The sequence below is a fragment of the Planotetraspora kaengkrachanensis genome, from assembly GCF_016862895.1.
Taxonomy (GTDB): domain Bacteria; phylum Actinomycetota; class Actinomycetes; order Streptosporangiales; family Streptosporangiaceae; genus Planotetraspora; species Planotetraspora kaengkrachanensis.
The window spans coordinates 74,544-99,430 of sequence record NZ_BONV01000001.1 but is presented as its reverse complement, the minus strand read 5'-3'; the positions used below and the strand labels follow the sequence as shown (position 1 = coordinate 99,430).

Annotated in this window: 20 protein-coding genes and 1 tRNA gene; 8 read left to right on the top strand and 13 right to left on the bottom strand. The window is 69.5% G+C overall.

Features of this window, described 5'->3' with window-relative positions; translation table 11 throughout:
* The first annotated feature begins 189 nt into the window (after positions 1–189).
* From pyk to Pka01_RS00440, 3 genes are all read left to right on the top strand, one after another.
* Complete coding sequence (gene pyk, locus Pka01_RS00450) at positions 190–1,620, top strand: pyruvate kinase (RefSeq protein WP_203880497.1); 1,431 nt, start codon at positions 190–192, stop codon at positions 1,618–1,620.
* A gap of 243 nt (positions 1,621–1,863) precedes the next feature.
* Positions 1,864–3,654: an ABC transporter ATP-binding protein gene (locus Pka01_RS00445; protein WP_203880496.1), complete on the top strand. Its 1,791-nt coding sequence runs from the start codon at positions 1,864–1,866 to the stop codon at positions 3,652–3,654.
* Complete coding sequence (locus Pka01_RS00440) at positions 3,651–5,465, top strand: ABC transporter ATP-binding protein (protein WP_203880495.1); 1,815 nt, start codon at positions 3,651–3,653, stop codon at positions 5,463–5,465. The genes Pka01_RS00445 and Pka01_RS00440 overlap by 4 nt, the downstream gene beginning before the upstream one ends.
* Before the next feature lie 97 nt (positions 5,466–5,562).
* On the opposite strand, the gene Pka01_RS00435 is transcribed toward Pka01_RS00440, so the two are convergent.
* Genes Pka01_RS00435 through Pka01_RS00415 form a run of 5 tightly spaced genes read right to left on the bottom strand, consistent with a single transcriptional unit; the run spans position 5,563 to position 10,360 of the window.
* Positions 5,563–6,825, bottom strand: coding sequence for an ABC transporter substrate-binding protein (locus tag Pka01_RS00435; protein WP_203880494.1), 1,263 nt, complete (start codon positions 6,823–6,825; stop codon positions 5,563–5,565).
* Positions 6,786–7,853 carry a branched-chain amino acid ABC transporter permease gene (locus Pka01_RS00430; protein WP_203880906.1) on the bottom strand — a complete coding sequence of 356 codons (1,068 nt, stop codon included), beginning with the start codon at positions 7,851–7,853 and terminating at the stop codon, positions 6,786–6,788. The genes Pka01_RS00435 and Pka01_RS00430 overlap by 40 nt, the downstream gene beginning before the upstream one ends.
* A gap of 13 nt (positions 7,854–7,866) precedes the next feature.
* Positions 7,867–8,757 (bottom strand): branched-chain amino acid ABC transporter permease, encoded by an 891-nt coding sequence (locus tag Pka01_RS00425; protein ID WP_203880493.1) that lies wholly within the window; start codon positions 8,755–8,757, stop codon positions 7,867–7,869.
* On the bottom strand, positions 8,754–9,533 hold the full coding sequence (locus tag Pka01_RS00420; RefSeq protein ID WP_203880492.1) for an ABC transporter ATP-binding protein: 780 nt from the start codon (positions 9,531–9,533) through the stop codon (positions 8,754–8,756). Before Pka01_RS00420 ends, Pka01_RS00425 begins: the two co-directional genes overlap by 4 nt.
* A complete protein-coding gene (locus Pka01_RS00415) occupies positions 9,530–10,360 on the bottom strand; it encodes an ABC transporter ATP-binding protein (RefSeq protein WP_203880491.1) in 831 nt (276 codons plus the stop codon). The genes Pka01_RS00420 and Pka01_RS00415 overlap by 4 nt, the downstream gene beginning before the upstream one ends.
* A gap of 187 nt (positions 10,361–10,547) precedes the next feature.
* On the opposite strand from Pka01_RS00415, the gene Pka01_RS00410 reads away from it, so the two are divergent.
* Positions 10,548–11,717, top strand: a complete 1,170-nt coding sequence (locus Pka01_RS00410) for a PucR family transcriptional regulator (protein WP_203880490.1) — start codon at positions 10,548–10,550, stop codon at positions 11,715–11,717.
* Positions 11,718–11,825: 108 nt separating this feature from the next.
* Here Pka01_RS00410 and Pka01_RS00405 read toward each other — a convergent pair.
* Positions 11,826–11,900 (bottom strand) — tRNA-Leu (locus tag Pka01_RS00405).
* 120 nt (positions 11,901–12,020) lie between these two features.
* On the opposite strand from Pka01_RS00405, the gene Pka01_RS00400 reads away from it, so the two are divergent.
* Positions 12,021–12,617 carry an ANTAR domain-containing response regulator gene (locus Pka01_RS00400; protein WP_275414412.1) on the top strand — a complete coding sequence of 199 codons (597 nt, stop codon included), beginning with the start codon at positions 12,021–12,023 and terminating at the stop codon, positions 12,615–12,617.
* Positions 12,618–12,885: 268 nt separating this feature from the next.
* Positions 12,886–14,175 (top strand): ABC transporter substrate-binding protein, encoded by a 1,290-nt coding sequence (locus tag Pka01_RS00395; RefSeq protein WP_203880489.1) that lies wholly within the window; start codon positions 12,886–12,888, stop codon positions 14,173–14,175.
* 164 nt (positions 14,176–14,339) lie between these two features.
* Here Pka01_RS00395 and Pka01_RS00390 read toward each other — a convergent pair whose 3' ends face one another.
* The 6 genes from Pka01_RS00390 to Pka01_RS00365 form a co-directional block, all read right to left on the bottom strand.
* Entirely contained in the window at positions 14,340–14,807 is a 468-nt protein-coding gene (locus tag Pka01_RS00390) for a hypothetical protein (protein WP_203880488.1), read from the bottom strand.
* A 137-nt stretch (positions 14,808–14,944) separates the two neighbouring features.
* Positions 14,945–15,832, bottom strand: coding sequence for an ABC transporter ATP-binding protein (locus Pka01_RS00385; protein WP_203880487.1), 888 nt, complete (start codon positions 15,830–15,832; stop codon positions 14,945–14,947).
* Positions 15,829–16,761: an ABC transporter ATP-binding protein gene (locus Pka01_RS00380; RefSeq protein ID WP_203880486.1), complete on the bottom strand. Its 933-nt coding sequence runs from the start codon at positions 16,759–16,761 to the stop codon at positions 15,829–15,831. The genes Pka01_RS00385 and Pka01_RS00380 overlap by 4 nt, the downstream gene beginning before the upstream one ends.
* Positions 16,751–17,740 (bottom strand): branched-chain amino acid ABC transporter permease, encoded by a 990-nt coding sequence (locus Pka01_RS00375; protein WP_203880485.1) that lies wholly within the window; start codon positions 17,738–17,740, stop codon positions 16,751–16,753. Before Pka01_RS00375 ends, Pka01_RS00380 begins: the two co-directional genes overlap by 11 nt.
* Before the next feature lie 13 nt (positions 17,741–17,753).
* The gene (locus Pka01_RS00370) at positions 17,754–19,037 is read right to left on the bottom strand and encodes a branched-chain amino acid ABC transporter permease (RefSeq protein ID WP_239114599.1); all 1,284 of its coding nucleotides are present in this window, start codon (positions 19,035–19,037) and stop codon (positions 17,754–17,756) included.
* A gap of 423 nt (positions 19,038–19,460) precedes the next feature.
* Entirely contained in the window at positions 19,461–19,805 is a 345-nt protein-coding gene (locus tag Pka01_RS00365; protein ID WP_203880903.1) for a PaaI family thioesterase, read from the bottom strand.
* A 134-nt stretch (positions 19,806–19,939) separates the two neighbouring features.
* Here Pka01_RS00365 and polA point away from each other — a divergent pair, with 134 nt between their 5' ends.
* The gene (gene polA, locus Pka01_RS00360; protein ID WP_203880484.1) at positions 19,940–22,621 is read left to right on the top strand and encodes a DNA polymerase I; all 2,682 of its coding nucleotides are present in this window, start codon (positions 19,940–19,942) and stop codon (positions 22,619–22,621) included.
* Here the strand turns inward: polA and Pka01_RS00355 are convergent.
* Positions 22,615–23,667 (bottom strand): DUF2127 domain-containing protein, encoded by a 1,053-nt coding sequence (locus Pka01_RS00355; RefSeq protein WP_203880483.1) that lies wholly within the window; start codon positions 23,665–23,667, stop codon positions 22,615–22,617. The two genes, polA and Pka01_RS00355, sit on opposite strands and share 7 nt — an antisense overlap.
* Before the next feature lie 51 nt (positions 23,668–23,718).
* Between Pka01_RS00355 and Pka01_RS00350 the strand changes: the two genes are divergently transcribed.
* Positions 23,719–24,792, top strand: a complete 1,074-nt coding sequence (locus Pka01_RS00350) for a polysaccharide deacetylase family protein (RefSeq protein WP_203880482.1) — start codon at positions 23,719–23,721, stop codon at positions 24,790–24,792.
* Positions 24,793–24,887 lie beyond the last annotated feature (95 nt).

Here is a 24,887-nt window from a genome sequence, read left to right as displayed (position 1 = left end):
GCCGATTCGGTACTCTGAGCTGCGCATGCGGTCGCCATGAGGAGCGCCGCGACGGCACCCGTTGTCCGGATACGTCCCATGGATGGTCACGTTAGGGCACGCGGGTGATCACGTGAAGTCTCTGAACATTTGGCGACAGGTACGTGGGTCGTCACTAGCAAGTGGTCTGTACCAATTAGGGTGGGATACGTGAGTCGTCGAGCAAAGATCGTCTGCACGCTTGGGCCCGCCACCTCCTCTCCGGAGCGTTTGCGCGAGCTCATCGCGGCAGGTATGAACGTGGCCCGTTTCAACCTCTCGCACGGCAGCCATGAGCTGCACAAGGAGGTGTTGGACCGGGTCAGGGCCGCCGCCGAGGAGCTGGGTCAGGCCGTAGGCGTACTCGCCGACCTGCAGGGTCCCAAGATCCGCGTCGGCCGGTTCGCCTCCGGTCCCGTACGGCTCGGCTTCGGCGACGTGTTCACCGTCACCACCGAGGACGTCCCGGGGGACCGCGACATCGTCTCCACCACCTACGAGGGACTCCCCGGCGACGTGAAGCCGGGTGACACGATCCTCGTGGACGACGGCCGCCTCAACCTCGAGGTGACCGCGGTGGAGGGCCCGCGCGTCGTCACGCGCGTCGTCATCGGCGGGATGATCTCCGACAACAAGGGGCTCAACCTCCCGGGCGTCGCCGTCAGCGCGCCCACGCTCACCACGAAGGACGAGGCGGACCTGCGCTGGGCGCTCCGCACGGGCTTCGACATGATCGCCCTGTCGTTCGTGCGGACGGCTGAGGACGCCCAGGTGGTCCGCGACATCATGGACGAGGAGAGCGTGCACCTGCCGCTTCTCGCCAAGATCGAGAAGCCGCAGGCGGTAGAGGCGCTCGAGGAGATCGTCGACGCGTTCGACGGCATCATGGTCGCCCGCGGCGACCTCGGCGTCGAGCTTCCGCTGGAGCAGGTGCCGATCGTCCAGCGCCGCCTCATCGAGCTGTGCCGCGAGAAGGCGCACCCGGTCATCGTGGCGACCCAGATGCTCGACTCGATGATGAACGCTCCGCGCCCGACCCGCGCGGAGGCCTCCGACGTCGCCTACGCCGTGATGGACGGCGCCGACGCGGTCATGCTCTCCGGCGAGACCTCGGTCGGCACCTACCCGATCGAGTCGGTCGCCACCATGGCCCGCATCGCCACCGCGGCCGAGGGCACCACGCTGCACGCCACCCACCACCTCGACCGCCTGCCCGAGACCACCGGCGGCGCCATCGCGCGCGCCGCGGCCGAGGTCGGCGCGATCGTGGGAGCCAAGGCGCTCGTGGCCTTCACGATGTCCGGCGAGACCGCCCGCCGCCTGGCGCGCTACCGCTCGCCGATCCCGCTGCTGGCGTTCACCTCCAACCCGCAGGTCCGCGGCCAGCTCGCGCTGACGTGGGGCGTGGAGACCTTCGAGGTCCCGTTCGTGCACCACACCGACGACATGGTCCGCCAGGTCGAGGCGTCGCTGCTGTCCCTCGGCCACTGCGAGAAGGGCGACAAGATCGTCATCGTCGCCGGTTCCCCGCCCGGGAACCCCGGGTCGACCAACGCGCTGCGGGTGCACACGATCGGCTCCGCGGTCTCCCACAGCCGCTGACCTCCCGCGCCCGTGAACGGCCACCGCTTCGGCGGTGGCCGTTTCGCGTACGGCCCCAGGCCCGCCGCCCGCGTACGGCTCCAGGCCGACCTCGACACAGGTGACGCCAGGTGGCCGTCGCGCGTGTGATCCCCGGTGGCCCGGGAAAACCGGTTGATCGCGGCATTCGCCTGTTGAACCATGGCAGGTGCTTGGTCGCCCGATCCCGTTCCCATGCGCCGGTGAGGAGTGCTGCGCCCGACGATGCTTTCAGACGACGACGATCCAGGTGTGGCCCCGGGCGCCAGACGACTCTCGTGGCGCTCGCTGTGGCGGCTGAAGTCCTACCTGCGGCCGTACAACCGGGTGCTGATCGTGTCGTGGGTGGCCGCCTTCCTCGGCATCGCCGCGGGCACCGCCGTCCCGCTCGTGGGCAAACAGATCATCGACGGCCCCGTCGCACACGGCGACCTCGGGGGCCTCCTGCCGCTCGGCATGCTCGCCCTCGTGCTCGGGATCGCGGAGGCGGTCCTCATCTTCATCCGGCGATGGTCGCAGGCCGGCCCGGTCCTCGGCCTGGAGACGGCGATCCGCGATGACCTCTACCGCCGGTTGCAGAGCCTGCCGATGAGCTTCCACGGCGACTGGCAGTCGGGCCAGTTGTTGTCGAGGGCGACGACCGACCTGTCGACGATCCGCAGGTTCCTCGGGTTCGGCGCGCTCTTCCTCGTCATGAACGTGCTCCAGCTCATCGCCGTCACCGTCGTCCTGCTCAACATGTACTGGCCGCTCGGGCTGCTGGTCGCGGTCTCGGCCGTGCCGATCGTCGTGCTGTCGCTCCGGTTCGAGAAGCGGTACATCGGCATCTCCCGACGGGTCCAGGACCTGCAGGGCGACCTGGCCACCCTCGTTGAGGAGGCGGCCGTCGGCATCCGGACGATCAAGGCGTTCGGCCGCAGCAGGCACCTCTACGAGGGGTTCGACGAGACCGCCCGCGGGATCCACCGGACCTCCCTCGCCAAGGTACGGCTGGCCTCGAGGTTCTTCACCTTCCTCGAGGTGGTCCCGAACGTCACCCTGGCCGTCGTCGTGCTGATCGGCGCGCTCGCCGTCGCGCGCGACGCGCTCACGCTCGGCACCCTGGTCGCGTTCACGACGCTCGTGCTGCAGCTCGTCTGGCCGGTCGCCTCCCTCGGCTACATCCTCGCGATGGGGCAGGAGGCCATGACCTCGGCCGACCGCGTCACCGAGGTGCTCGACACCGTCCCGGAGATCGTCGGCGGCGCGGAGGTCGTCGAGCGCCCGCGCGGGCACCTCCGGTTCGAGGGCGTGGAGTTCCGCCATCCCGGCGCCGCGCGTCCGGTGCTGCGCGATGTCTGGCTGGACGTGCGGCCGGGGGAGACCATCGCCGTCGTCGGCGCTACGGGCTCGGGGAAGACCACCCTCACCGCGCTCGTCCCGCGGCTGATCGACGTGACGGCCGGCCGCGTCACCGTCGACGGGCACGACGTCCGCGACCTGACCCTGCCCTCGCTGCGGTCGGTGGTCGCGACCGCGTTCGAGGAGGCGACGCTGTTCTCGATGAGCGTGCGGGAGAACGTCACGCTGGGGCACGGCGACGCCGGCGAGGACGAGATCAGGGAGGCGCTGGAGATCGCCCAGGCCACCTTCGCGTACGACCTGCCGTGGGGGCTGGACACCCGGATCGGCGAACAGGGGATGTCGCTGTCCGGCGGTCAGCGGCAGCGCCTCGCGCTCGCGCGCGCGGTCCTGGGAAAGCCGCGGATCCTCGTCCTGGACGACACGCTGTCCGCGCTCGACGTCGAGACCGAGGCGCTGGTGGAGGAGGCGCTGCGCCGGGTGCTCGCCGACGCGACCGGACTGGTCGTCGCCCACCGGGCCTCGACGGTGCTGCTGGCCGACCGGGTGGCCCTGATCAGGGACGGCACCGTCCAGCACGTCGGCCGGCACCAGGACCTGCTCGCCACGGTGCCCGAGTACCGGGCCCTGCTCGCCCAGGACGCCGACCTCGACCCCGATCGGGCACTGCGGTGAGCGACGCCTGGCGCGGGGTCGCCGCGGAGGACAAGGACCACATCCCCGAGACCGTCTCCCTCCTGCTGCGGACGCGCTCCCGGAGGCTGCTCGGCGACCTGCTGCGCCCGCACAAGCGGGCCATCGCACTGCTGACCGCCGTCATCGTCGTGTCCAACGGCGCCGGGCTCGCCCTGCCGTACCTGGTGAAGACCGGGATCGACAGCGGGATCCCGCCGATGGCCGACGGGCGCGGCTCGGGCACGTTGCTGACGATCGTGGCGGCGATCGTGGGGGCCGCGCTGGTCCAGGCCGTCACCCGCCAGGCGTTCCTGCAGCTCGCCGGGCGGATCGGGCAGGACATCCTGCTCGAACTGCGCCGCCGGGTCTTCACGCACTTCCAGAAGCTGTCGTTGTCGTTCCACGAGGGGTACACGTCCGGCCGGGTGATCTCACGGCTCACCTCCGACGTCGAGGCCATCGCCGAACTGCTGGACTCCGGCTTCGACGGCCTGGTCACGGCGGTGCTCACGTTGTTCGGCACGGCGGCCATGCTGCTCGTGCTCGACGTCCACCTCGGCCTCGTCGCGCTGCTGCCGCTGCCCGTGCTGCTGCTGTTCACCCGCTGGTTCCGCCGGGAGTCCAGCGCCGCCTACCGCCGTACCCGCGAGACCGTCGCACTGGTCATCGTGCACTTCGTGGAGTCGATGACGGGGGTCCGCGCCGTACAGGCCTTCCGCAGGGAGCCGCGCAACCAGGAGATCTTCGAGAGGCTGAACGCCGACTACCGCAAGGCGAACACGCGCGGGTCGCGCCTCGTGGCGATCTTCATGCCCGGCATCAAGCTCATCGGCAACGTCACCGTCGCCCTCGTCCTGCTGTACGGCGGATGGCTCGCGTTGCACGGCACGGTCACGGTGGGGGTGCTGGCGGCGTTCCTGCTCTACCTCCGGCAGTTCTACGAGCCGATGCAGGAGATCAGCCAGTTCTACAACGCGCTCCAGTCGGCCGGGGCCGCCCTCGAGAAGCTGTCCGGGGTGCTCGAGGAGGAGCCGGACGTGGCGGAGCCGCGGCGGCCGCGTGAGCTGGCCCGGGCGAGCGGTGCGCTGCGGTTCGACGCGGTCGAGTTCGCCTACGGCGAGGGCCCGCGGGTCCTGCCCAGGATGGACCTGGAGATCCCCGCCGGCCAGACCGTCGCGGTCGTGGGGACGACGGGCGCGGGCAAGACGACGCTGGCCAAGCTCATCTCGCGCTTCTACGACCCCGTGTCCGGCCGGGTCATGCTCGACGGCGTGGACCTGCGCGACCTGGAAGAGCTCACCCTGCGCAGGTTCGTGGTCATGGTGACCCAGGAGAACTTCCTGTTCACCGGCACGATCGCGGACAACATCGGGTTCGGCCGTCCCGGCGCGCCCATGGAGGCGATCGTCGAGGCCGCCGAGGCGATCGGCGCCCACGAGTTCATCGCGGCCCTCCCCGACGGTTACCACACCCAGGTCGGCAAGCGGGGCGGCCGGATATCGGCCGGGCAGCGCCAGCTCGTCGCGTTCGCGCGGGCGTTCCTCGCCGACCCCGCCGTGCTGATCCTCGACGAGGCGACCTCGAGCCTCGACGTGCCGAGCGAGCGGATGGTCCAGCGCGCGCTGCGGACCATCCTCGCCGACAGGACCGCGCTGATCATCGCCCACCGCCTGTCCACGGTGGAGATCGCCGACCGGGTGCTCGTCATCGAGGGCGGGCGCGTCGTCGAGGACGGCCCGCCGGAGCGGCTCATCGAGAGATCCGGCCGCTTCGCCCGGCTGCATCAGGCCTGGGTCGACAGCCTCGCCTGACCGGCCTGACCGGCCTGACCGGCCTGACCCGCCCGCCTGTATGGCCCGCGCCCCCGAGCGCGAGCCGTACAGGCGACGGGTTCGCCGGTTCCCGCGATCAGCCGACCGGGACCGGGTAGTCCTTGGCGAGGTCGGAGACCGCGGCCTCCTTGAAGACGACCGAGCCGCCGATCGCCTCCTTGTCGGGCTTGAGGATGTAGGACGCCCGGGACGACGGCTTGTCGAAGAACGTGAAGTCCATCGGGGTGCCGAAGCCGCCCTCGAAGGTCGCCTGCGAGCGGTGTGCGGTGAGGATGCCCTCGTGGCTGAGGTCCTTTGCGGTGCAGGCCTTCTTGATCGCCTCGTCCACGATCATCGCGGCGCTCCACCCGGTGGGGACCGCGTTGTCCAGGACCTGCCCGGGGTACTTCGCCTGATAGTCGGCGACCAGCTTCTGCATGGCGGGCATGGGCGCGCTGACCGGGGCTCCGGCCGTCATGACGTAGAAGTCCTTGAGCAGGGCCGGGGCCGCCGGGGTGTCGAGCAGCTGCGGCGCGTAGGCGGAGTTGCTCCCGACGAACGGCACGTCCATGCCGCCCGCGAGCGCGACGCCGACGAGCGAGGCGGCCTGCCGCGGTCCGACGGACACGAGCACCGCCTTGACCCCCGCCGCCTTGAACGCCGCCACCTGGGCGCTCATGTCCTGGTCGGTGGCCTTGATCTTCTGCTCCACGACCTCCAGGCCGAGCTTGTCCGCGGCGTACTTCGAGCCGTTGAGCGCGCTCTCGCCGTAGTCGCCCTCGAAGTACAGGTGCCCGATCTTGTCGCCGGACTTGATGCCCTTCTCCGTCGTCAGGAAGTCCACCCCGTTGATCATGTCGATGTCGTACGTCGTGCCGGTCACCTGGATCGCCCGGCTGCCCAGCAGGGACGTCGCCCAGGCCATCGGGATGGTCAGGAGCTTGTCCGTGTCGATGCGCTGCTTGAGCGCCGTGACCATCGGCGAGCCGATGAACTGCGGGATCGCCGCCGACTTCGGCCCGATCTCCGTGTAGGCGGCGACCGCCTTCTGCGTGTCGTAACCGTGGTCGCGGACGACCACCTCGTACTTGCGGCCGCAGGCCCCGCCCGCGGCGTTGGCCTGCTCGAAGTAGAGCTGCTGCGCCTGGGTGAGGCTCTTTCCCAGCGAGGCGTACGGCCCGGTGAGGTCCGTGACCACGCCGACGGTGATGGTGGTGGCGGTCACGCCCGGGCCGGTCTTCACGCCGTCGCCGCCGGTGACGGGCGCGCCGCCCACCGCCTTGTCGCTGGCGCAGGAGGCCGCAGCCAGGGCTAGGAGGGCTAGCGTCGCGATGCGGGCGCGGTTGCCGAATTCGGCCATCTGAGCTCCTTGATTCGAGGGATGACGCGGCGGAGCCGCGTGGCGAGCCCGAGCAGACCGCCGGGCAGGAACAGCACCACCGTCACGACGGCGGCGCCGTAGAGGATGCGCGCGGCCTCCGCGGGGGAGACCCCGCCGGAACCGGGCTCGGCCACCAGCGGCAGAGAGTCGCTGTAGCGCGTCAGCAGCTGGGGGAGCAGGGAGACGAACACCGCGCCGATCACGGCTCCCGCGACCGAACCGAGACCCCCGATCACGATCATGGCGAGATAGTCGAGCGACAGCAGGAAGCCGAAGTAGTCCGGCACCGCCCGCTGGAAGACCAGGGCGACGAGCACGCCGGCCAGCCCGCCGTACATGGACGACAGGACGAACACGCCCGCGCGGTAACGCGCGACCGGGACGCCCATCACCCCCGCCGCGATCTCGTGGTCCCTGATGGTGTTCATGGCCAGGCCGGGACGGCCGCGCAGCACGCCACGGGCGAACGCCGCCGCTGCGGCGAGCACCAGCAGGCCGAGGAACCACAGACGCTCCAGCGCCCCGAAGGGCACGTTGAGCAGGACGAGGTCGGGGGTGTCGGCGAACACGAAGCCGAACAGCTCCATCGGCGGCACCGGCCGGCCGTTGTAGCCGCCTGTCAGCGGCTCGGCGTTGAAGAGCACATGCTGGCCGCCGAAGATCAGTGCGAGGGTGGCGATGCCCAGGTAGGCGCCCTTCAGCCGCCCGGCGATCGGGCTGAACGCCCCGCCCGCCGCGCCCGCGAGGAGCACCGCGACGACGGCCGCCAGGGGCGTCGGCAGCCCCACGTCCGTCGACAGGTACACGTAGGCGTACGCGCCGACAGCGAGGAAGAACGCGTGGCCGAGCGACAGCTGCCCGGTCGCGCCGGTCAGCAGGTTGATGCCGATCGCACCGACCGCGGCGGACATCGCGAACAGGCCCGTCTGGAGCCAGAAGCCCTCCAGGTAGAACGGCGCGACGACCGCCGCGACCACGACCGCCCCCCAGACGGCGCCGAGGGTGATCCACCTCGATCTCCTAGACACGGGCCAGCTCCTTCGTGCCGAAGATCCCGGCGGGCCGGAACAGCAGGATCGCGATCATCACCAGGAACGGGGCCGCGTCGCCGATGCCCCGCCCGAGGAAGGCCAGCTGACTCTGGTATCCGCTCATCAGCGCCTCGGTGACGCCCACGATCAGGCCGCCGGCCAGCGCGCCGGTCGTCGAGTCCAGCCCGCCGAGGATCGCTGCGGGGAACGCCTTCATCGCGGCTGCCGTCGTGCTGCGGTCCAGGCCCGGAGTGGGGAAGACGCACAGGAACAGCGCGGCGATCGCGGCGAGGGCGCCCGCCACGGCCCAGGCGCTGAGTGAGACCCGGCCGAGCCGTACGCCCATCAGGGCGGCGGTCTCCGCGTCCTCCGCGGTGGCCCGCATGGCCACGCCCCACCCCGTGAACTTGAACGCCAGGAGGAACGCCGTGATGAGGGCGGCGGCGACCCCCAGGGCGACCACGCGCGTCTCGGCGATCGTGATGGGGCCCAGGTGCAGGACCTGGTCCCGCCATGGATCCCCCAGCGCGAGTACGTCGGTTCCGATCTGCCGGGTGAGCTCGGTCGTCAGCAGGATGTCCACGCCGATCGTCACGATCGCCAGGACGCCGTGCGAACCGACCCGCGCCCGCCTGATGATCAGGAACTCGATCAGCGCGCCGACCAGCGCGGCGCCCGCGACCCCGGCCGCCAGCGCGAGCCAGAAGCCGAGCGCGGGATGCAGCTTCGCGACGAGGAAGCCACCGGCGAGCAGCAGCGAGGCGTGCGTGAAGTTCACCACCTCGGTCGCCTTGAAGATGACGACGAACCCGAGCGCGATGAGCGCGTACACGGCTCCGACGGAGATCCCGTTGGCGAGGAGTTCCAGGAAGGTGGTCATGAGGCGCTCTCCTCGATGTCGCCGAGGTAGGCGCGGATCACCTCGGGATCGCGTTGGATCTCGTCGGGCACGCCGTCCGCGATGCGCCTGCCGAAGTCGAGGACGGTCACCGAGTCCGCGATCCGCATGACCATCCCCATGTCGTGTTCGACGAGCAGGATCGAGATGCCGAGGCTCTCCCGTACGGAGACGATCAGGTCGGCCATCTCCCGGCGCTCCTCGCTGTTCATGCCGGCGACCGGTTCGTCGAGGAGCAGCAACCGCGGCTCCATGCACAGCGCCCGGGCGAGCTCGACGCGTTTCTGCGTGCCGTACGGCAGGAGCCCAACCGGGGTGGGCAGCACCTCTGCGATGCCGACGAACGCGGCGATCTCCTCCACCCGCGCGCCGTGCCGCGCGGCCTCGCGCCCCGCCGACGGCAGCCGCAGCCCGGCCGAGACGAAGCCGCTCCTGGTCAGCCGGTGACGGCCGAGCATGAGGTTGTCCCGCACGGTGAGCCGCGGCAACAACGCGATGTTCTGGAACGTGCGCGCAACGCCGAGCGCCGCCACCTGGTGCGGCCGGGACGCCGTCAGCTCGGCGTCGCCGAACCGCACGCTTCCCGACGTCGCCCGGTACACGCCGGACAGCACGTTGAAGCACGTCGACTTGCCGGCGCCGTTCGGCCCGATGAGCGCGTGCGTGCTGCCCGGCCTGACCGTGAAACTCACGGAGTCGAGCGCGACGAGCCCGGCGAACCTGACGGTGACGTCGCTGACAACCAGCTCCGGGATCATGCCGTCCACCTCGGCAACGTCCGGACCGGGCGGGGCGTGAGCTCCGGTGGGGCGTCCTCCGCATCGATACCAACCGGTCGGTCTGTCTCGGGCGTGCCGACACCCAGATACCGGCGGCGCACCTCGTCGCTGGCGGCCAGCTCCGCCGCCGGCCCGGACAGGGCGACCTCGCCCACCTCCAGCACGTACGCGTGTGACGCCAGCCCCAGCGCCATCGCCGCGTTCTGCTCCACCAGCAGCACGGACGTTCCCTGTTCGTTGATCTCCCTGATCGTCGCCGCGATCCTGGCCGCCATCATCGGAGCCAGCCCGAGAGTGGGCTCGTCCAGCAGCAACATCGACGGGTTCGCCATCAGTGCCCGCCCGATCGACAACATCTGCTGCTCGCCGCCGGACAGCAGGCCCGCTCTCTGGTGCGGCCGTTCGGCGAGGATCGGGAACAGCGCGTGGACCCGGTCGCGCGCCTCGGCGACCTTCCCGCGATCGCGGACGCCCAGCGCACCGGCCCGCAGATTCTCGGCCACCGTCATCCGGGCGAAGACCCGGCGGCCCTCCGGCACCTGGACGACGCCGCGTGCGACCGCGGCCGCCGGCGACCCGTTCAGCCGCGAGCCGCCGAAGGACACCGTGCCGGAGGTCACCCCGCCCCGGTGGAACCTGAGCGTGCCCGACACGGCGCGAAGGAGCGTGGACTTGCCCGCGCCGTTCGCGCCGAGCACCGCCACCACCGCGCCGCGGGGTACTGTGACGCGAACTCCTCTCAGCGCGCGTACGGGGCCGTAGTGCACCGCCAGATCCGTGATCTCCAGGCCTGCCTCACCAGCCATCAACCCCTCCTGTGACTCCGATGAAGGCACAGACAACCCATCGCGTCGAGCCGCGTCCAGATCTGCCCGGCAAGTCGGGTCCTCAGCCCATGCCTTTGACACGGCACTTGTGCGACAGCACAATCCACGGTCACGAATCGGGAACCGAATCTTGTTCCGGACCCGAAGTCCTGGCACATTCGGAACCATGAGGTCCAGGACGGAATCCGAGATCCGGGAACTGCTGAGGACCTCCGCCGCCTGCCTGCTTGAACGCATCCCCGAGCTCACCGACGAGCTGGTGAAGCGCGGCAGGGAGAACGACGAGGCCTACCGGATCAACGTGCCCGTCGAGGACCACTGGAAGAGCACGTACGAGGGGCTGCGCGTCGGCATCACCGCGATCCTCCAGCCGAGGCACGAACGACGCGACGTCGCGTACGCGCAGACGGTGGGCCGCAGGAGGGCGGAGCACGGGTTGCCGCTCGACTCGCTCATGCGCAGCTACCGGCTGGCCGCCCAGGTCACCTGGAACGGCTTCATCGACATCGTGGGCGACCAGTACCCCGAGAAGCTGCCCGCGCTGCTGCGCTGCGCCACCCACGTGTGGCACGCCATCGACCGGCAGGCCGTGGCCGCCGCCGACGCCTACCGCCGGCGGGAGAACGAGCTGCTCGGGCGTGGGAACGAACGGGTGCACGCGATGCTGGACGCCCTGCTGGAAGGCCGGGCGGACACGGCCGTCGGGCAGGTCGCGGCGGCCGCCCTGGAGCTCCCGGAGTTCGGCCGCTATGCGGTCGTCACAACGCGGCTGCCCGAACGGTCCCACCGTCCCGAGATCATCGGCGGTCTGCTCTTCCTGTGGCGCATGCGCACCGACTACGAGATGGCCGTGGTGTTCATGGGGGACAGGTCGCTGGACGACCTCGTCGAGGCCATCAGGCCCATCGTGTGCGGGATCGCCGGCATCAGTCCCGTCGTCGAGGGACTCGCGGAGCTCGGCAACGCCCGGCGGATGGCCGAGCTCGCCATGCGGACCTGCTCGGGCACCCGGCCGGAGATCGCCAGGCTCGACCGGCGGCTGCCCGCCGCGCTGGTGGTGTGCCAGCCCGAGCTGGCCAGGCAGCTGGCGAGCGGCGTGCTCGGGCCGGTGTTGTCCTCACCTGAGCGGGCGGTGCTGCTCGCGACCCTCGAGGCCTGGCTGCGGTGCGAGGGCTCGGCGGTCCGGGTGGCGAGCGAGCTGTACTGCCACCGGAACACGGTCTTCAACCGGGTGCGCAGGATCGAGCAGATGACCGGCCGTTCGCCGTCGCGCCCCCGTGACGCGGTGGAGTTGTCCCTCGCCCTCGACGCCGTACGGCTGCTGCCGGACACCTGATCACGTGGATGGACGGTGACCGTACGCCTGAACGTGCAGGGGATGACCGCCGGACGGAGAGTGCGCGGCCGGTGCGCGGTTCGGCTGCTCGCGGCCGGTGAATGAAAGTGCCCCGGGTGGGACTCGAACCCACACTGTACGGGTTTTGAATCCGCTCCCTCATGCCAATTGGGGTACCGGGGCTTCAATCCGGACATGTGCTGACTTGTCCGGACCCGTCGTCATAGAGCTTAGCGGAGAGATGATCGGCCGCGTGGCCCCTGGCGTGGTCCTAATGTAGCGGACATCGGTAACCTCTTGTGCGTGAGTACGCAGCGGCGAGTGGTGATCGCGGAAGACGAGGCACTGATCCGTCTCGACCTCAAGGAGATGCTCGAAGAGGACGGCTACGCCGTCGTCGGAGAGGCGGGCGACGGGGAGAGCGCGGTGAAGCTGGCCGTGGAGTTGCGGCCCGACCTCGTGATCCTCGACGTGAAGATGCCCGTGCTCGACGGGATCTCCGCCGCCGAGCGGATCGTCTCCGAGCGGATCGCGCCCTGCCTCATCCTCACCGCGTTCTCGCAGCGCGACCTCGTCGAGCGGGCGAGGGACGCGGGGGCCATGGCCTATCTCGTCAAGCCGTTCACCAAGGGCGACCTGGTTCCGGCCATCGAGATGGCGGTCAGCCGCCACGAGGAGATCTCGGCGCTGGAGAAGGAGGTCTCCACGCTTTCCGAGCGATTGGAGACCAGGAAATTGGTCGAGCGGGCGAAGGGCCTGCTCATGACCCGGCACGGATGGACCGAGCCGCAGGCGTTCCGGTGGATTCAGAAGGCGTCCATGGACCGCCGGCTGAGCATGCGCCAGGTGGCCCAGGCGGTGGTCGACGACGGCGCAGGCGAGTCCGATTCGCCCGCGTAACGCGTTTCTCACGAGTTAATTCGGGTGCTCAATGGGATTCCAGTGCCTGTTGAGACGCATGTGACGAAATGTGCGGAGAGAGTGCGCACCAGGCTCCTGGTCAGAAAGGTTCCCCTCCTAAGTTGAGGAGTTATTACGACTCCGCAACCAAGTGTGGACAGTTCTGACGCATGCCTGGTCGGGGGCCCCTTGCGGTATGTACGTTTCCACCATTCGATCGGGACGGGGCGTTGCTGCCGTTTCCCGGCCTGGATGAAGGAGATGCTTCATGATCCGCATTGCCCCCCTTGGGCGTGTGCTGGCCGTCGCCGCGGCCGCCAGCCTTGCCCTGACGGCCTGTGGCGGTGGCGAGGAGACCGCCGCGCCGACCTCTTCGGCGCCCGCCTCCTCAGCGCCTGCCGCTGCCAAGGGAGACGGCGTTCTCACCGTCGGCACGCTGCTGCCGCAGACCGGTTCGCTCGCCTTCCTCGGTCCGCCGGAGTTCGCGGGTGTCAAGCTGGCGGTTCAGGAGATCAACGCCGCCGGCGGCGTCCTCGGCAAGCCGGCCGTCGAGATCGACACCGACTCGGGTGACACGTCGACCAACATCGCTTCGCAGTCGGTTGACAAGCTGCTCCAGCAGAACGCCGATGTCGTGGTCGGTGCGGCGTCGTCCTCGGTTTCGCTGTCGGTCATCGACAAGATCACCGGTGCCGGTGTGGTGCAGATCTCGCCCGCCAACACCTCTGACCAGTTCACGACGTACAACGACAAGGGCCTGTACTTCCGTACGGCTCCGCCGGACGTGCTCCAGGGCCGCGTGCTCGGTGACCTCATCCTCGCCGACGGCAGCGACAGCGTGGGCATCCTCGCCCTCCAGGACGCGTACGGCACCGGCCTTGCGGACAACGTCCAGAAGGCCGTCGAGGGCGGTGGCGGCCAGGTCGTCTCCAAGGTCATCTACGACCCCAAGGCGGCCGACTACTCCGCTGACGTCGCGAAGATCAAGGAAGCCAACCCCAAGGCCATCGCGCTGATCGGCTTCGACGAGACGAAGAAGATCGTTCCTGAGCTCGTCAAGCAGGGCCTGACCGCCGACAAGGTGAAGTGGTACTTCGTCGACGGCAACCTGTCCAACTACGGCACGGGCAAGGACGGCTTCCCCAAGGGCACGCTGGACGGCGCGAAGGGCACCCAGCCCGGCGCCGAGGTCTCCGACGACTTCAAGGCGAAGCTCATGACGGCCGACCCGAGCCTGAAGGACTTCAACTACGGTCCCGAGTCCTACGACGCCACGATCCTGACCGCTCTCGCGGCGGCCGCGGCCAAGAGCGACGCGGGTGCGGACATCGCGGCGAAGCTGACCGAGGTCTCCTCCGGTGGCGAGAAGTGCAAGGACTTCAAGTCCTGCGCCGACCTGCTCGCGGCGGGCAAGGACATCGACTACGACGGTGTCTCCGGCCCGATCGAGTTCAACACCGCGGGTGACCCGGCCGAGGCCACCATCGGCATCTACCAGTACGGTGCCGACAACACCAACAAGAACATCGCCTTCAACACCGGCAAGATCGACGGCTGACGCCGGCGACCGCACCGCTGTAGGCCGCTGAGGGGCCCGGTCCGCGAGGACCGGGCCCTTTCGCGTGTCCGCGGTCCCTTCCGCCTCTCACGGCTGCCTCCGCGCCTCACAGAGCCCCGGCTCCGCTCGGAGCCCGTCCCGCCCCGGTTCGTACGGCAGGCGGGTCAGGGCTTCGGGCAGGTCGAGGTGATGACCTGGGAGGCGTCGCGGTATTCGCGAAGCAGCGCGGGCCGCCTGGCGGGGTCGGTGTCAGCCGTGGACAGCGGCGTGCCGACCTCCTCGATGGTCGCGGCGGGCCCGGCCAGGGAAGCGGGGAGATGCGGGCCGTACATCGCGAGGGTGCCGCGGACGTAGCCGAATCGGCCGCGCACGTCGCCGTCGTAACGCTGGGCGTCCTCCTGGCCCGCGGGAAGCAGGGACAGTTCGAGGTAGCCGATGGCGGAGACCACCCGGGCGCAGGCGTCGTCGCCTGGCCGGGCGCCGGTCACGTAGACGGCCTCGTCCGTTGAGGCCCCGCCCGCAGGGGGTGCGGATCTCGCCGCCTGACCGTCGTGGGGGGTGCTCTGGCAGGCGGTCAGGGCGATCGTGAGCGCCGTGACCGCCAGCGCCGACCCCAATGTGAATCGGGTCATGCCGCCCATTGTGCTCGCCGTGTTTCACGGCCACGCGGGCAAAAGGTCACAAGGCGGTGGCCGGAGGCCGTGCCGTACCCGGAGAGCGCGAAGGGCCCCGGGCGGCGAACCGCCCGGGGCCCCTCGTGACGGCGATGCTAGGCGCGGGCCAGCGTGCCGAGGTAGAGCTGGATGACCTTGGGGTCGTTGATCAGTTCGCGACCGGTGGCCATGTAGGCGTTGCGTCCCTGGTCCAGGACGTAACCCCGGTGGCAGATCTGCAGACAGCGGCGCGCGTTCTGCTCCACCATGATGATCGTCACACCGGCCTTGTTGATCTGCTGGGCCTGGATGAAGACCAGGTCCTGCAGCTTGGGCGACAGGCCGGCCGACGGCTCGTCGAGCAGCAGCACCGACGGCTCGGTCATGAGCGCCCGGCCCATGGCGACCATCTGGCGCTCGCCGCCGGACAGAGACCCCGCCCGCTGCTTACGCCGCTCCCTGAGGGCCGGGAAGATCTCGCAGACGAACTCGAAGCGTTCCTTGAACTTGCCGGGCACCTGGAAGGCGCCCATCTCCAGGTTCTCCTCGATGGTGAGGCTGGGGAACACGTTGTTGGTCTGCGGGACGTATCCGACGCCCCGGGAAACCAGCGAGTGGGCCTTGAGGTTGGTGATGTCCTCGCCGTTCAGCGTGACCGTGCCCGTGCGGACGTTCACCAGCCCGAACAGGGACTTGAGCAGTGTCGACTTCCCGGCTCCGTTGGGGCCGATGATGCCGATGAGCTCGCCCTTCTTCACGTACAGGTCGGCGCCGTTGAGGATGTTGACGCCGGGGATGTAGCCCGCGTACAGCTCGTCGGCGCGCAGGACGGCGTCCTGCGCCCCGGCGAGGTGGTCGGAGCGGTCGGTGACGGCCGAGGAACCGGCGGTCTCCGCCGCCTCCTCCGGCTCCGGGGCGTCCTGCGCCGCGGCGCTCTGGGCCGGTACGGCCACCGCCTCGTCGCCGGCTTCCGCGCGCTCCGCGTTCGGCTCTGGCTCGCTCATGCCTTCTCCTCGATCTCGGCCTCGAGCTCGGCCTCGGCCTCCTGCAGCTGCTCCTCGGCCTCCTCGACCGACATCGGCGCGTCGTGGTGGGCGCCGAGGTAGGCGTCGATGACCCGGTTATCCGACATGATCGTGTCCGGCGGGCCCTCGGCGATGACCGTGCCCTGCGCCATGACGATGACCCAGTCGCTGATGTCGCGCACCATGTCCATGTCGTGCTCGACGAAGAGCACGGTCATGCCCTGCTCGCGCAGGTCCTTGACGTGGCCGAGGAGGGACTGGGTCAGCGCCGGGTTCACGCCCGCCATGGGCTCGTCGAGCATGACGAGTTCGGGACCGACCATGAGCGCCCGGGCCATCTCGAGGAGCTTGCGCTGGCCGCCCGACAGGGAGCCGGCGAAGTCGTCCCGCTTGGCCGCGAGCTTGAACCGCTCGAGGAGCTCCTCGGCGCGCTCGGTGATCTCGTCTTCCTGGCCGCGCCAGCTGCCGGGGATCAGGGCGCGGAAGAAGTTCTCGCCGCGCTGGTTCTGCGCCCCCAGCCGCATGTTCTCCATGACGGTCAGCTTGGACAGCGCCTTGGTGAGCTGGAAGGTGCGCACCATGCCGCTGCGCGCCACCCGGTGGGCGGGGACGCCCTTCAGTTGCTTGCCGTTGAAGGACCAGGAGCCCTCGTCCGCGGTGTCGAACCCGGTGAGCTGGTTGAAGAACGTGGTCTTCCCCGCTCCGTTGGGCCCGATGAGCGCGGTGATCGAGCCGCGCTGGACCTCGACGTGGTCGACGTCGACCGCGGTCAGGCCGCCGAACCTGCGCACGACCTTCTCGATGACCAGGATGGGGTCGGGCTTGGCCACGCCCGGCTCGGAGTCGAGTCCCGCGAAGGCCGCGACCGCCGCGGCCTTCTTGCTGGTCACGGTGGTGTCAGCGTGCATCGAGCGCGATCTCCCTCTTGTCGCCGAAGATGCCCTGGGGCCGGAAGATGAGCAGGAGCATCAGGCCGAGGCCGACCAGCATGAAGCGCACGGAGCCGACCTGGCTCACAGTGACCCATGAGCCGAAGGCTCCGGCCCTGGCCGCCTCGTCCAGGGTGTTTCCGATGAAGACCAGCAGCACCCAGAAGATCGCGGCGCCGACGACGGGGCTGAAGACGCGGGCCGCGCCGCCGAGGATCACGATCGTGTACGCGTAGAACGTGAACTCGGTGCCGAACAGGTCCGGCTGAACCGACGCCTGGCTGAGGGCGAAGATGAAGCCACCGAGGCAGCCGATGACGCCGCCGAGGACGAGCGCCTGCATCTTGTAGGAGAAGACGTTCTTGCCGAGGCTGCGCACGGCGTCCTCGTCCTCCCTGATGGCCTTCATGACGCGGCCCCACGGGCTCTTCATCAGCAGGTAGACCAGGGCGCAGGAGAGCGCGATCAGGATCCAACCGACCGTCAGGACCCAGGTGGTCCGCTCGTCGAAGCTGATCGGGCCGATGCCGTATGTGCCTGGAGAATAGGGATTGATCGCGAAGAAGTCGCCGGAGAAGTTCTGCCGCCCGTCTGAGCCGCCGAAGACGTCCTTGAACGCGACCGACCGGAAGACGAGCCGGACGATCTCCGCCGCCGCGATGGTCACGATGGCGAGGTAGTCGGCGCGCAACCGGAGGGTGGGGATGCCCAGGAGGAAGGCCAGGATGACCGTGGCGACCAGGCCGATCGCGATGCCGAGCCAGAACGACAGATGGAAGGTCGAGACGGTGACCGCCAGGCCGTACGCGGCGACGCCGAGGAAGGCCGCCTGGCCGAAGTTGAGCAGTCCGGCGTAGCCGAACTGGATGTTGATGCCGATCGCGGCGAGCGCGTAGGCGACGGTCTGCCAGCCGATCGAGGCCTCGACCGTGGTGATGAAGATGGTGTTCCAGTCCACGTGTGGTCTCCGATCAGCCGATGCGCTCGCGGCGGCCGAGGATGCCCTGCGGCCGGAAGAGCATGACGAGGATGAGCACCAGCAGCGCGCCGACGGTCTTCAGTTCGGTCGGCACCACGAGGGTGGACAGCTGGATGAACAGGCCGACGACGAGCGAGCCGACCAGTGCGCCGAACGCGGTGCCGAGGCCGCCGAGGGTGACGCCCGCGAAGACGAGCAGCAGGATCTGGAAGCCCATCTGGTAGTTGATGTTCTGGGCGAGGCCAAGCATGATGCCCGCGAGCGCGGCGATGGCGCCGCCGACGGTCCAGATGATCCGGATGACGCGCTCGACGTTGATGCCGGAGGACGCGGCGAGCGCCGGGTTGTCGGCGACCGCGCGGGCCGCCTTGCCGGTGCGGGTCTTCAGCAGGGCCAGGCCGACGATCACCAGGACGGCGAGTTCGATGGCCATCGCGATGAAGTTCTTGGGGGCCGCGGAGATCGGGCCGACCTGGACGCCCGGCTGGGCGTTGTAGTCGGCGAAGGGCCTGCTCTCACCGCCGAAGAGGAACAGGAAGACGTAGCGCAGGAACAGTGCGAGGCCGATCGAGATGATCATCATCGCGACGAGGCTGCTGCCGCGCTTGCGCAACTGTCCCCAGAAGAAGCGGTCCTGCAGATAGCCGAGGCCGCCGCCGATGACGACCGCGATCACCGCGGCCAGGATGAGCGGGACGCCCATGACGGCGTTGAACAGATAGGCCGCCATGGCCCCCAGGGTGAGCAGCTCACCATGGGCGAAGTTCGTCAGGCCGGTGGTGCCGAAGACGAGGGACAGGCCCATCGCCGCGAGCGCGATGATGAGGCCGAGGTTGAAGCCCTCGAAGGTCAGTTGGGCGACCCGGTCCCAGAAGGAGGAGGCCGACTCGCCGGAGGTGTTCCCACTGCCTTGCTGCCCGGCGGGCACCAGGGCGAACAGCACGTTGCGCTGGTTGCCCTCGTACACCTGGACGTCGAGTGTGCCCTTGTCCTTGAACTTGAGGGCGACCCCCGAGGGAAGAGTCGTCTGGTCGAGGGTGACCTTGAACTTGCCGGCCTTCGGGACGGGGACCTCCCAAGTGCCGTCGGCACCGGTGGTGACCGCGGCGACGGGGTTTCCGTCCTCGGCCACCACGCTGATCTTGACGCCGTTCACCGGCTGGCCTTGGTTTTGGAGTGTGCCCTTCAGAGCCTCCCCTTCCGCCCATGCGGGGGAGGCGAGGAGAAGAACGAGTCCGCCCAGGAAGGCCGTGAACGCGATCACGGCTCTGCGCAATGGTGCTCCCTCTAATTGGGTCATGGCGGGGTGGGTCGCCCCTCCATTCCGACACACGACAATCGCCTCGGGTCGGCGACGTTGTGGCGGAGCATAAGCCCGAGTCGCCCGTTTCGGGGTTGTTCGTCACCAATCGGTGACCATGGTGTGTCACTCGCGTGAGAATGGCTTCCCAGGTCAGAACCGATTTGCCGGAGAGATCCGCTATTGGGCAGCTGCGTAAATAACAGTGAGCCCGTGGCTGACCTTTGGGACCGTGCAGAGCTTCCCCGGCTCTGCACGTTGTCTACTCGGTCTTCCACGGGCTCTGGGGCCACAACGGTAGCGACCGGAGAGGGCCGCGTGCAAAGAGAGTCGTAAGCTCATCCGTTTTGCGGCGATATGTCAGTGTGCACTCGGCGTGTCGCCGGCCCCGTCCGGCGCTCAGGCGTCGCGCAGCATGCAGGTGAGGCGTGAGGTGCAGATCCGCCGGCCCTCATCGTCGGTGATCTCGATCTCGTACGTCGCGAGGGTGCGCCCGCCGTGCGTCCGGGTGGCGACGCCGGTCACGTGGCCGGAGGTGGCGGAGCGGTGATGCGTGGCGTTGATCTCGATGCCGACCGCGATCCTGCCCTCCCCGGCGTGCAGGGCGGCGCCTGTGGACCCCAGCGTCTCGGCGAGCACGACCGAGGCCCCGCCGTGCAGCAGGCCGTACGGCTGGGTGTTGCCCTCGACGGGCATGCGGCCGACGACCCGCTCCGGGCTCGCCTCCAGGATCTCGATGCCCATCCGAGCCGGCAGGTGGCTTTTGCCGGCCTCATTCACGGCCGCGATGAACTCGTCGGGGTTGGTCAAGGTCAAAGGGATCCCTCCTGTGGGAAGAGCCCGGGATTCGTGTCGTAGACGGAGACTAGGCTGCGGGTGTGCCGAAGAGTGAAGCGACCCCCAGCCGTCCCCGCCTGCTGCTGCTGGACGGCCATTCTCTTGCGTACCGTGCGTTCTACGCCCTCAAGGACGCCAATTTGATGACGACCGACGGGCAGCACACGGAGGCGGTCTACGGCTTCACCTCGATGCTGGCCAACATCCTCCGCGACGAGCAGCCGAGTCACCTCGTCGTCTGCTTCGACCGCAGTGAGCCCACCTTCCGGCACGAGGCGTTCGAGGGCTACAAGGCGAACAGGAGCGAGACCCCGGAGGACTTCCGCGGCCAGGTTCAGCTGATCTTCGAGCTCCTCGACACGCTGCGGATCCCCCGGCTGTGGCAGGCCGGGTTCGAGGCCGACGACCTGATCGCCACCCTCGCCACGCAGGCGGCCGGCCAGGGGATGGAGGTCCTGATCGTCACGGGCGACCGTGACGCGCTCCAGCTCGTCAACGGCGACGTCACGGTGCTGATGACGCGCCGCGGCATCAGCGACATGACCCGGTTCACGCCCGACGCCGTCATGGAGAAGTACGGCCTGACGCCGGCGCAGTATCCCGACTTCGCCGCGCTGCGCGGCGACCCGAGCGACAACCTGCCGAGCATCCCCAGCGTGGGCGAGAAGACCGCCACCAAGTGGATCTCGGAGTACGGCTCGCTGGACGAGCTGGTCAGGCGGGCCGACGAGGTCAAGGGCAAGGTCGGCGACAAGCTCCGCGAGCACCTCGGCCAGGTCATACACAACCGGATGCTGACCGAGCTCAGGCGCGACGTGGAGATCGGCGTCGAGGCGGGCGACCTCCGCATGGGCCAGTGGGACCGCGAGGAGATCAACAAGCTGCTCGACTCGCTGCAGATCCGCGGGGAGCTGCGCGAGCGGCTCTTCAAGACCCTCGGCTCGTCCGAGCCCGAGGTGGAGGAGGGCTTCGAGCTCGAGGTCACGGTGCTCGACCCCGGCCAGGTCGCCGGATGGCTCGGCGCGCTCGCCGAGGGCAGGGCCGGCCTCGCCTTCGACGGTGTGTACGGCAGCGGCACCGGGCGCCTGAACGGTGTCGCGATCGCCGCCGAGACGAGCGCGGCCTACGTCGACCCCACGAGGCTGACCCCCGAGGACGAGGCGGCGCTCGGCGCCTGGCTGGCCGACGAGTCGAAGCCGAAGGCCGTGCACGACGCGAAGGGCCCGCTGCTCGCCCTGTGGGAGCTCGGGTTCGACCTGCGGGGGCTCACCTGCGACACCGCCCTCGCCGCCTACCTCGCGATGCCGGGGCAGCGCTCGTTCCCGCTCGACGACCTCGTCCTGCGCTACCTGCACCGGGAGTTGCGGGCCGAGTCCGCGCCCGACGGCCAGGGCTCCCTGTTCGACGACGCCGACGCGGGGGCGGCCAAGGATCTGGCGCTGCGCGCCAGGGCCGTCCGCGACCTGGCCGAGTCGCTGGAGGACCACCTGTCCAAGCGGGGCGGCACGCGCCTGGTCACCGAGGTCGAGCTGCCGCTCGTCCGCGTCCTCGCCGAGGTGGAGCGGGCCGGCATCGCCGCCGACCGGCAGTACTTCGCCGCGCTGGAGGCCGAGTTCGGCGCCGCGGTGAAGCAGGCCGTCGAGGCCGCCCACGACGCGGTGGGGGAGCAGTTCAACCTCGGCTCGCCCAAGCAGCTCCAGGAGATCCTCTTCGTACGGCTCGGCCTGCCCAAGACCAAGCGGATCAAGACCGGCTACACGACCGACGCCGACGCGCTGGCCTGGCTCGCCGCGCAGACCGAGCACGAGCTGCCGACGATCCTGCTGAGGCACCGCGACCAGACCAAGCTCCGGACCACCGTCGAGGGCCTGATCAAGGAGATCTCCGACGACGGCCGGATCCACACCACGTTCAACCAGATCGTCGCCGCGACGGGACGCCTGTCCAGCGAGAAGCCCAACCTGCAGAACATCCCCATCCGCACGGCCGAGGGGCGGCGCATCCGCAAGGGCTTCGTCGTGGGGGAGGGCTACGAGACGCTGCTGACGGCCGACTACAGCCAGATCGAGCTGCGGATCATGGCGCACCTGTCGGAGGACGCCTCACTGATCGCCGCCTTCGAGTCGGGGCACGACTTCCACCAGGCGACCGCCGCCCGGGTCTTCGACATCCCGCCCGAGCAGGTGGACGGCGAGCTGCGGGCGCGGATCAAGGCGATGAACTACGGCCTGGCGTACGGTCTGTCCGACTTCGGGTTGTCGGGGCAGCTCAACATCCCCGTCTCCGAGGCGCGGGCGCTCAAGGACGAGTACTTCGAGGAGTTCGGCGGCGTCCGCGACTATCTCGAGGCGATCGTCGCCCAGGCGCGCACGGACGGGTACACCGAGACGATCCTCGGCCGCCGCCGCTACCTGCCCGACCTGACCAGCGACAACAGGCAGCGCCGGGAGATGGCCGAGCGGATGGCGCTCAACGCGCCCATCCAGGGTTCAGCCGCCGACATCATCAAGGTCGCGATGCTCAACGTGCAGCGGGCGATCGCGGGCATGCGCTCGCGGATGCTCCTGCAGGTCCACGACGAGCTGGTGTTCGAGGTGGCTCCGGGAGAGCTCGACGAGCTCACCGCCATGGTGCGGGAGCAGATGTCCGCCGCCTACTCCCTCCGGGTGCCGCTCAGCGTCTCCGTCGGCGTCGGCTCGACCTGGGAGGACGCCGGTCACTGAGCCGGCCGCTCGGGCGGCGGACGTCCCGGGCCGCGGGCAGGCGGGCCGCCGTTCGAGTGCGGGCCGCCGTCCCCGTTCGAGTGCCGGTCGCCTGACCGGTCCGCACGCCGCTCGCCGGAGTCGTCCGAGCGCCGCTCGCCGGACCTGTTCGCGCGCTTCTCGCCGGAGCTGTTCGACTGCGGGTCGCCGGCCGGGTTCCGCGGCCGGGCGTGTGCCCGGCCGTCCCCGTTCGGCGGGCCGTCGTCCGTCCGGCGCGCGGCGGGCCGCGTGCCGGGGGAGCCGCCGCCGGTGTCCCGCGCGACGGTTGCGGCCTCGACCTCGAGGATGCTCGCCTCACGCCGCTCCTCCTCGTGCGCGGCCCGTCCACCGCGCAGTCCGAACAATCGCTTGCTCAACGCGATGTAGAGGACGACGGCGATGTTGATCAACAGAATGATCACCCGGGTCGGAGTGATCTTCTCGACCAGTTCGTGAACCTCCACGGGGATGAACGACGACGTCGCGATCACGGAGAAGTACTCGCCCCAGCGCTTCAGCAGCCACAGGCCGAGACCCTCGATCATCCACAACGTGCCGAGAGCGATCAGGGCGAGCATGATCCAGGTCAGCGTCGTCGTCGTGGCCGCCAGGACGGTCCTGACCGTGTGGACCACGCCGGACTGGTCGAGATGCCACCCCAGTCGGTCGGCGAGTGGCTGGAGCAGCGGCAGATTCTCCTTGAAGGCCCGGTTGACGGCGTCGTGGTCGGCCCGGAACCGCCACACCCCGTACGCCGCGGCGAGGACGAGCACGCCTTTCACCCACCGGAACACGGCGATCAGCCGGAGGATCGTCGCGTCACGCAGGGCCCTGCCGCGCAGTACGATCGGCGCGGCTCCGGCAGGCCCGGAGCCGTGGACCTCGCCGACGACGAAGTCGCCGCACCGGAGGCACCGCCAGGCCTCGCCCATGGCGGTGTCAGCGCGGAGGCGGCCGCGCAGCGCCGGGTCATCGGGCGCGTACGTGACGTGACCGTGCCGGCCGCACGCTCGCAGGCTCCAATCCACACAAAAATTGCAACACAGGCAATCTCGGGCGGAGGGCGGCACTAAGGTCAAATGACTGTGCGGAGTCTTGCCCGGGCAGGTGCCCTCGCCAACGCGGCCGTGGTCGCCGTCGGACTGGTCGTCGTGGCGCTCCTGCCCTCGTCCGACCAGGGCGCGCCGGAGGGAAGGACCAGGATCACTCCCGTCCCGGCGCCGTCCGCGAGCCGTGCGGCCGCACAGCCGTCGGCCGTCGAGTCCGCCCGGAAGGTGAAGGCCAACGAGGCGGGCCTGATCCCGGTGATCATGTACCACCGGCTGATGACCAAGCGGCGGGCGTCCATCGACCGGACCCCCAAGCAGCTGCGGGCCGAGCTGGAGCGGCTGGTCAGGGAGAAGTACGCGCCGATCACGGCCGCCGAGTTCGTTTCCGGCAAGTTCAACGTCCCGGCCGGGATGCATCCCGTCGTGCTCACGTTCGACGACGGGAGCCCCAGTCACTTCGCCCTCGACGCCCACGGGAATCCCAAGAAGAATACGGCGGTCGAGATCATCTACGAGGTCGCCAAGAAGCATCCCGGGTTCCGGCCCGTCGCCACCTTCTGGGTCAACAGGAACCCGTTCGGGATCAGGGACAAGGCCGAGGAGAAGCGGGCGGTCGGCTGGCTCGTCGGGCACGGGTTCGAGGTCGCCAACCACACCTACACCCACCCCGACCTGCACCGGCTGAAGACCAAGAAGGTGTCGGAGCAGATCGTCAAGCAGGAGCGGCTGCTCAAGGGGATCGGCGTCCCGTCGTCGACGACGTTCGCCCTGCCGTACGGCTCGGCTCCGAAGAAGCGGACCGCGGCCCGCGAGGGGGCCTGGGACGGGACAAAATATCATTTTGATGGAGTTTTCCTAGCGTCTGCCCGGCCGTCGGTTTCGCCCTACGCGAAAGGGTTCGATCGCACCGCGATTCCGAGGGTCCAGTCGAACGAGAAGAAGACCGGCTGCCCTGTCTACTGCACCCAGTACTGGCTCGACTGGCTGAACAAGCGGCCCGGGGAGCGGTACACGTCGGACGGTGATCCGGCCCACATCTCGGTCCCGAAGAAACTCCGAGGTAAAATCACTCCAAGCAGGGCTAAAAGCGTCATCGCGTACTAGCGTGTTCAGGCTTGTATCGGATTGACCCAGCCCGCCACGTCTCATATGCTGATCGCTGCGTTGTGGGCTCGCGCGCGTCTCGTACGGAGCGGCTC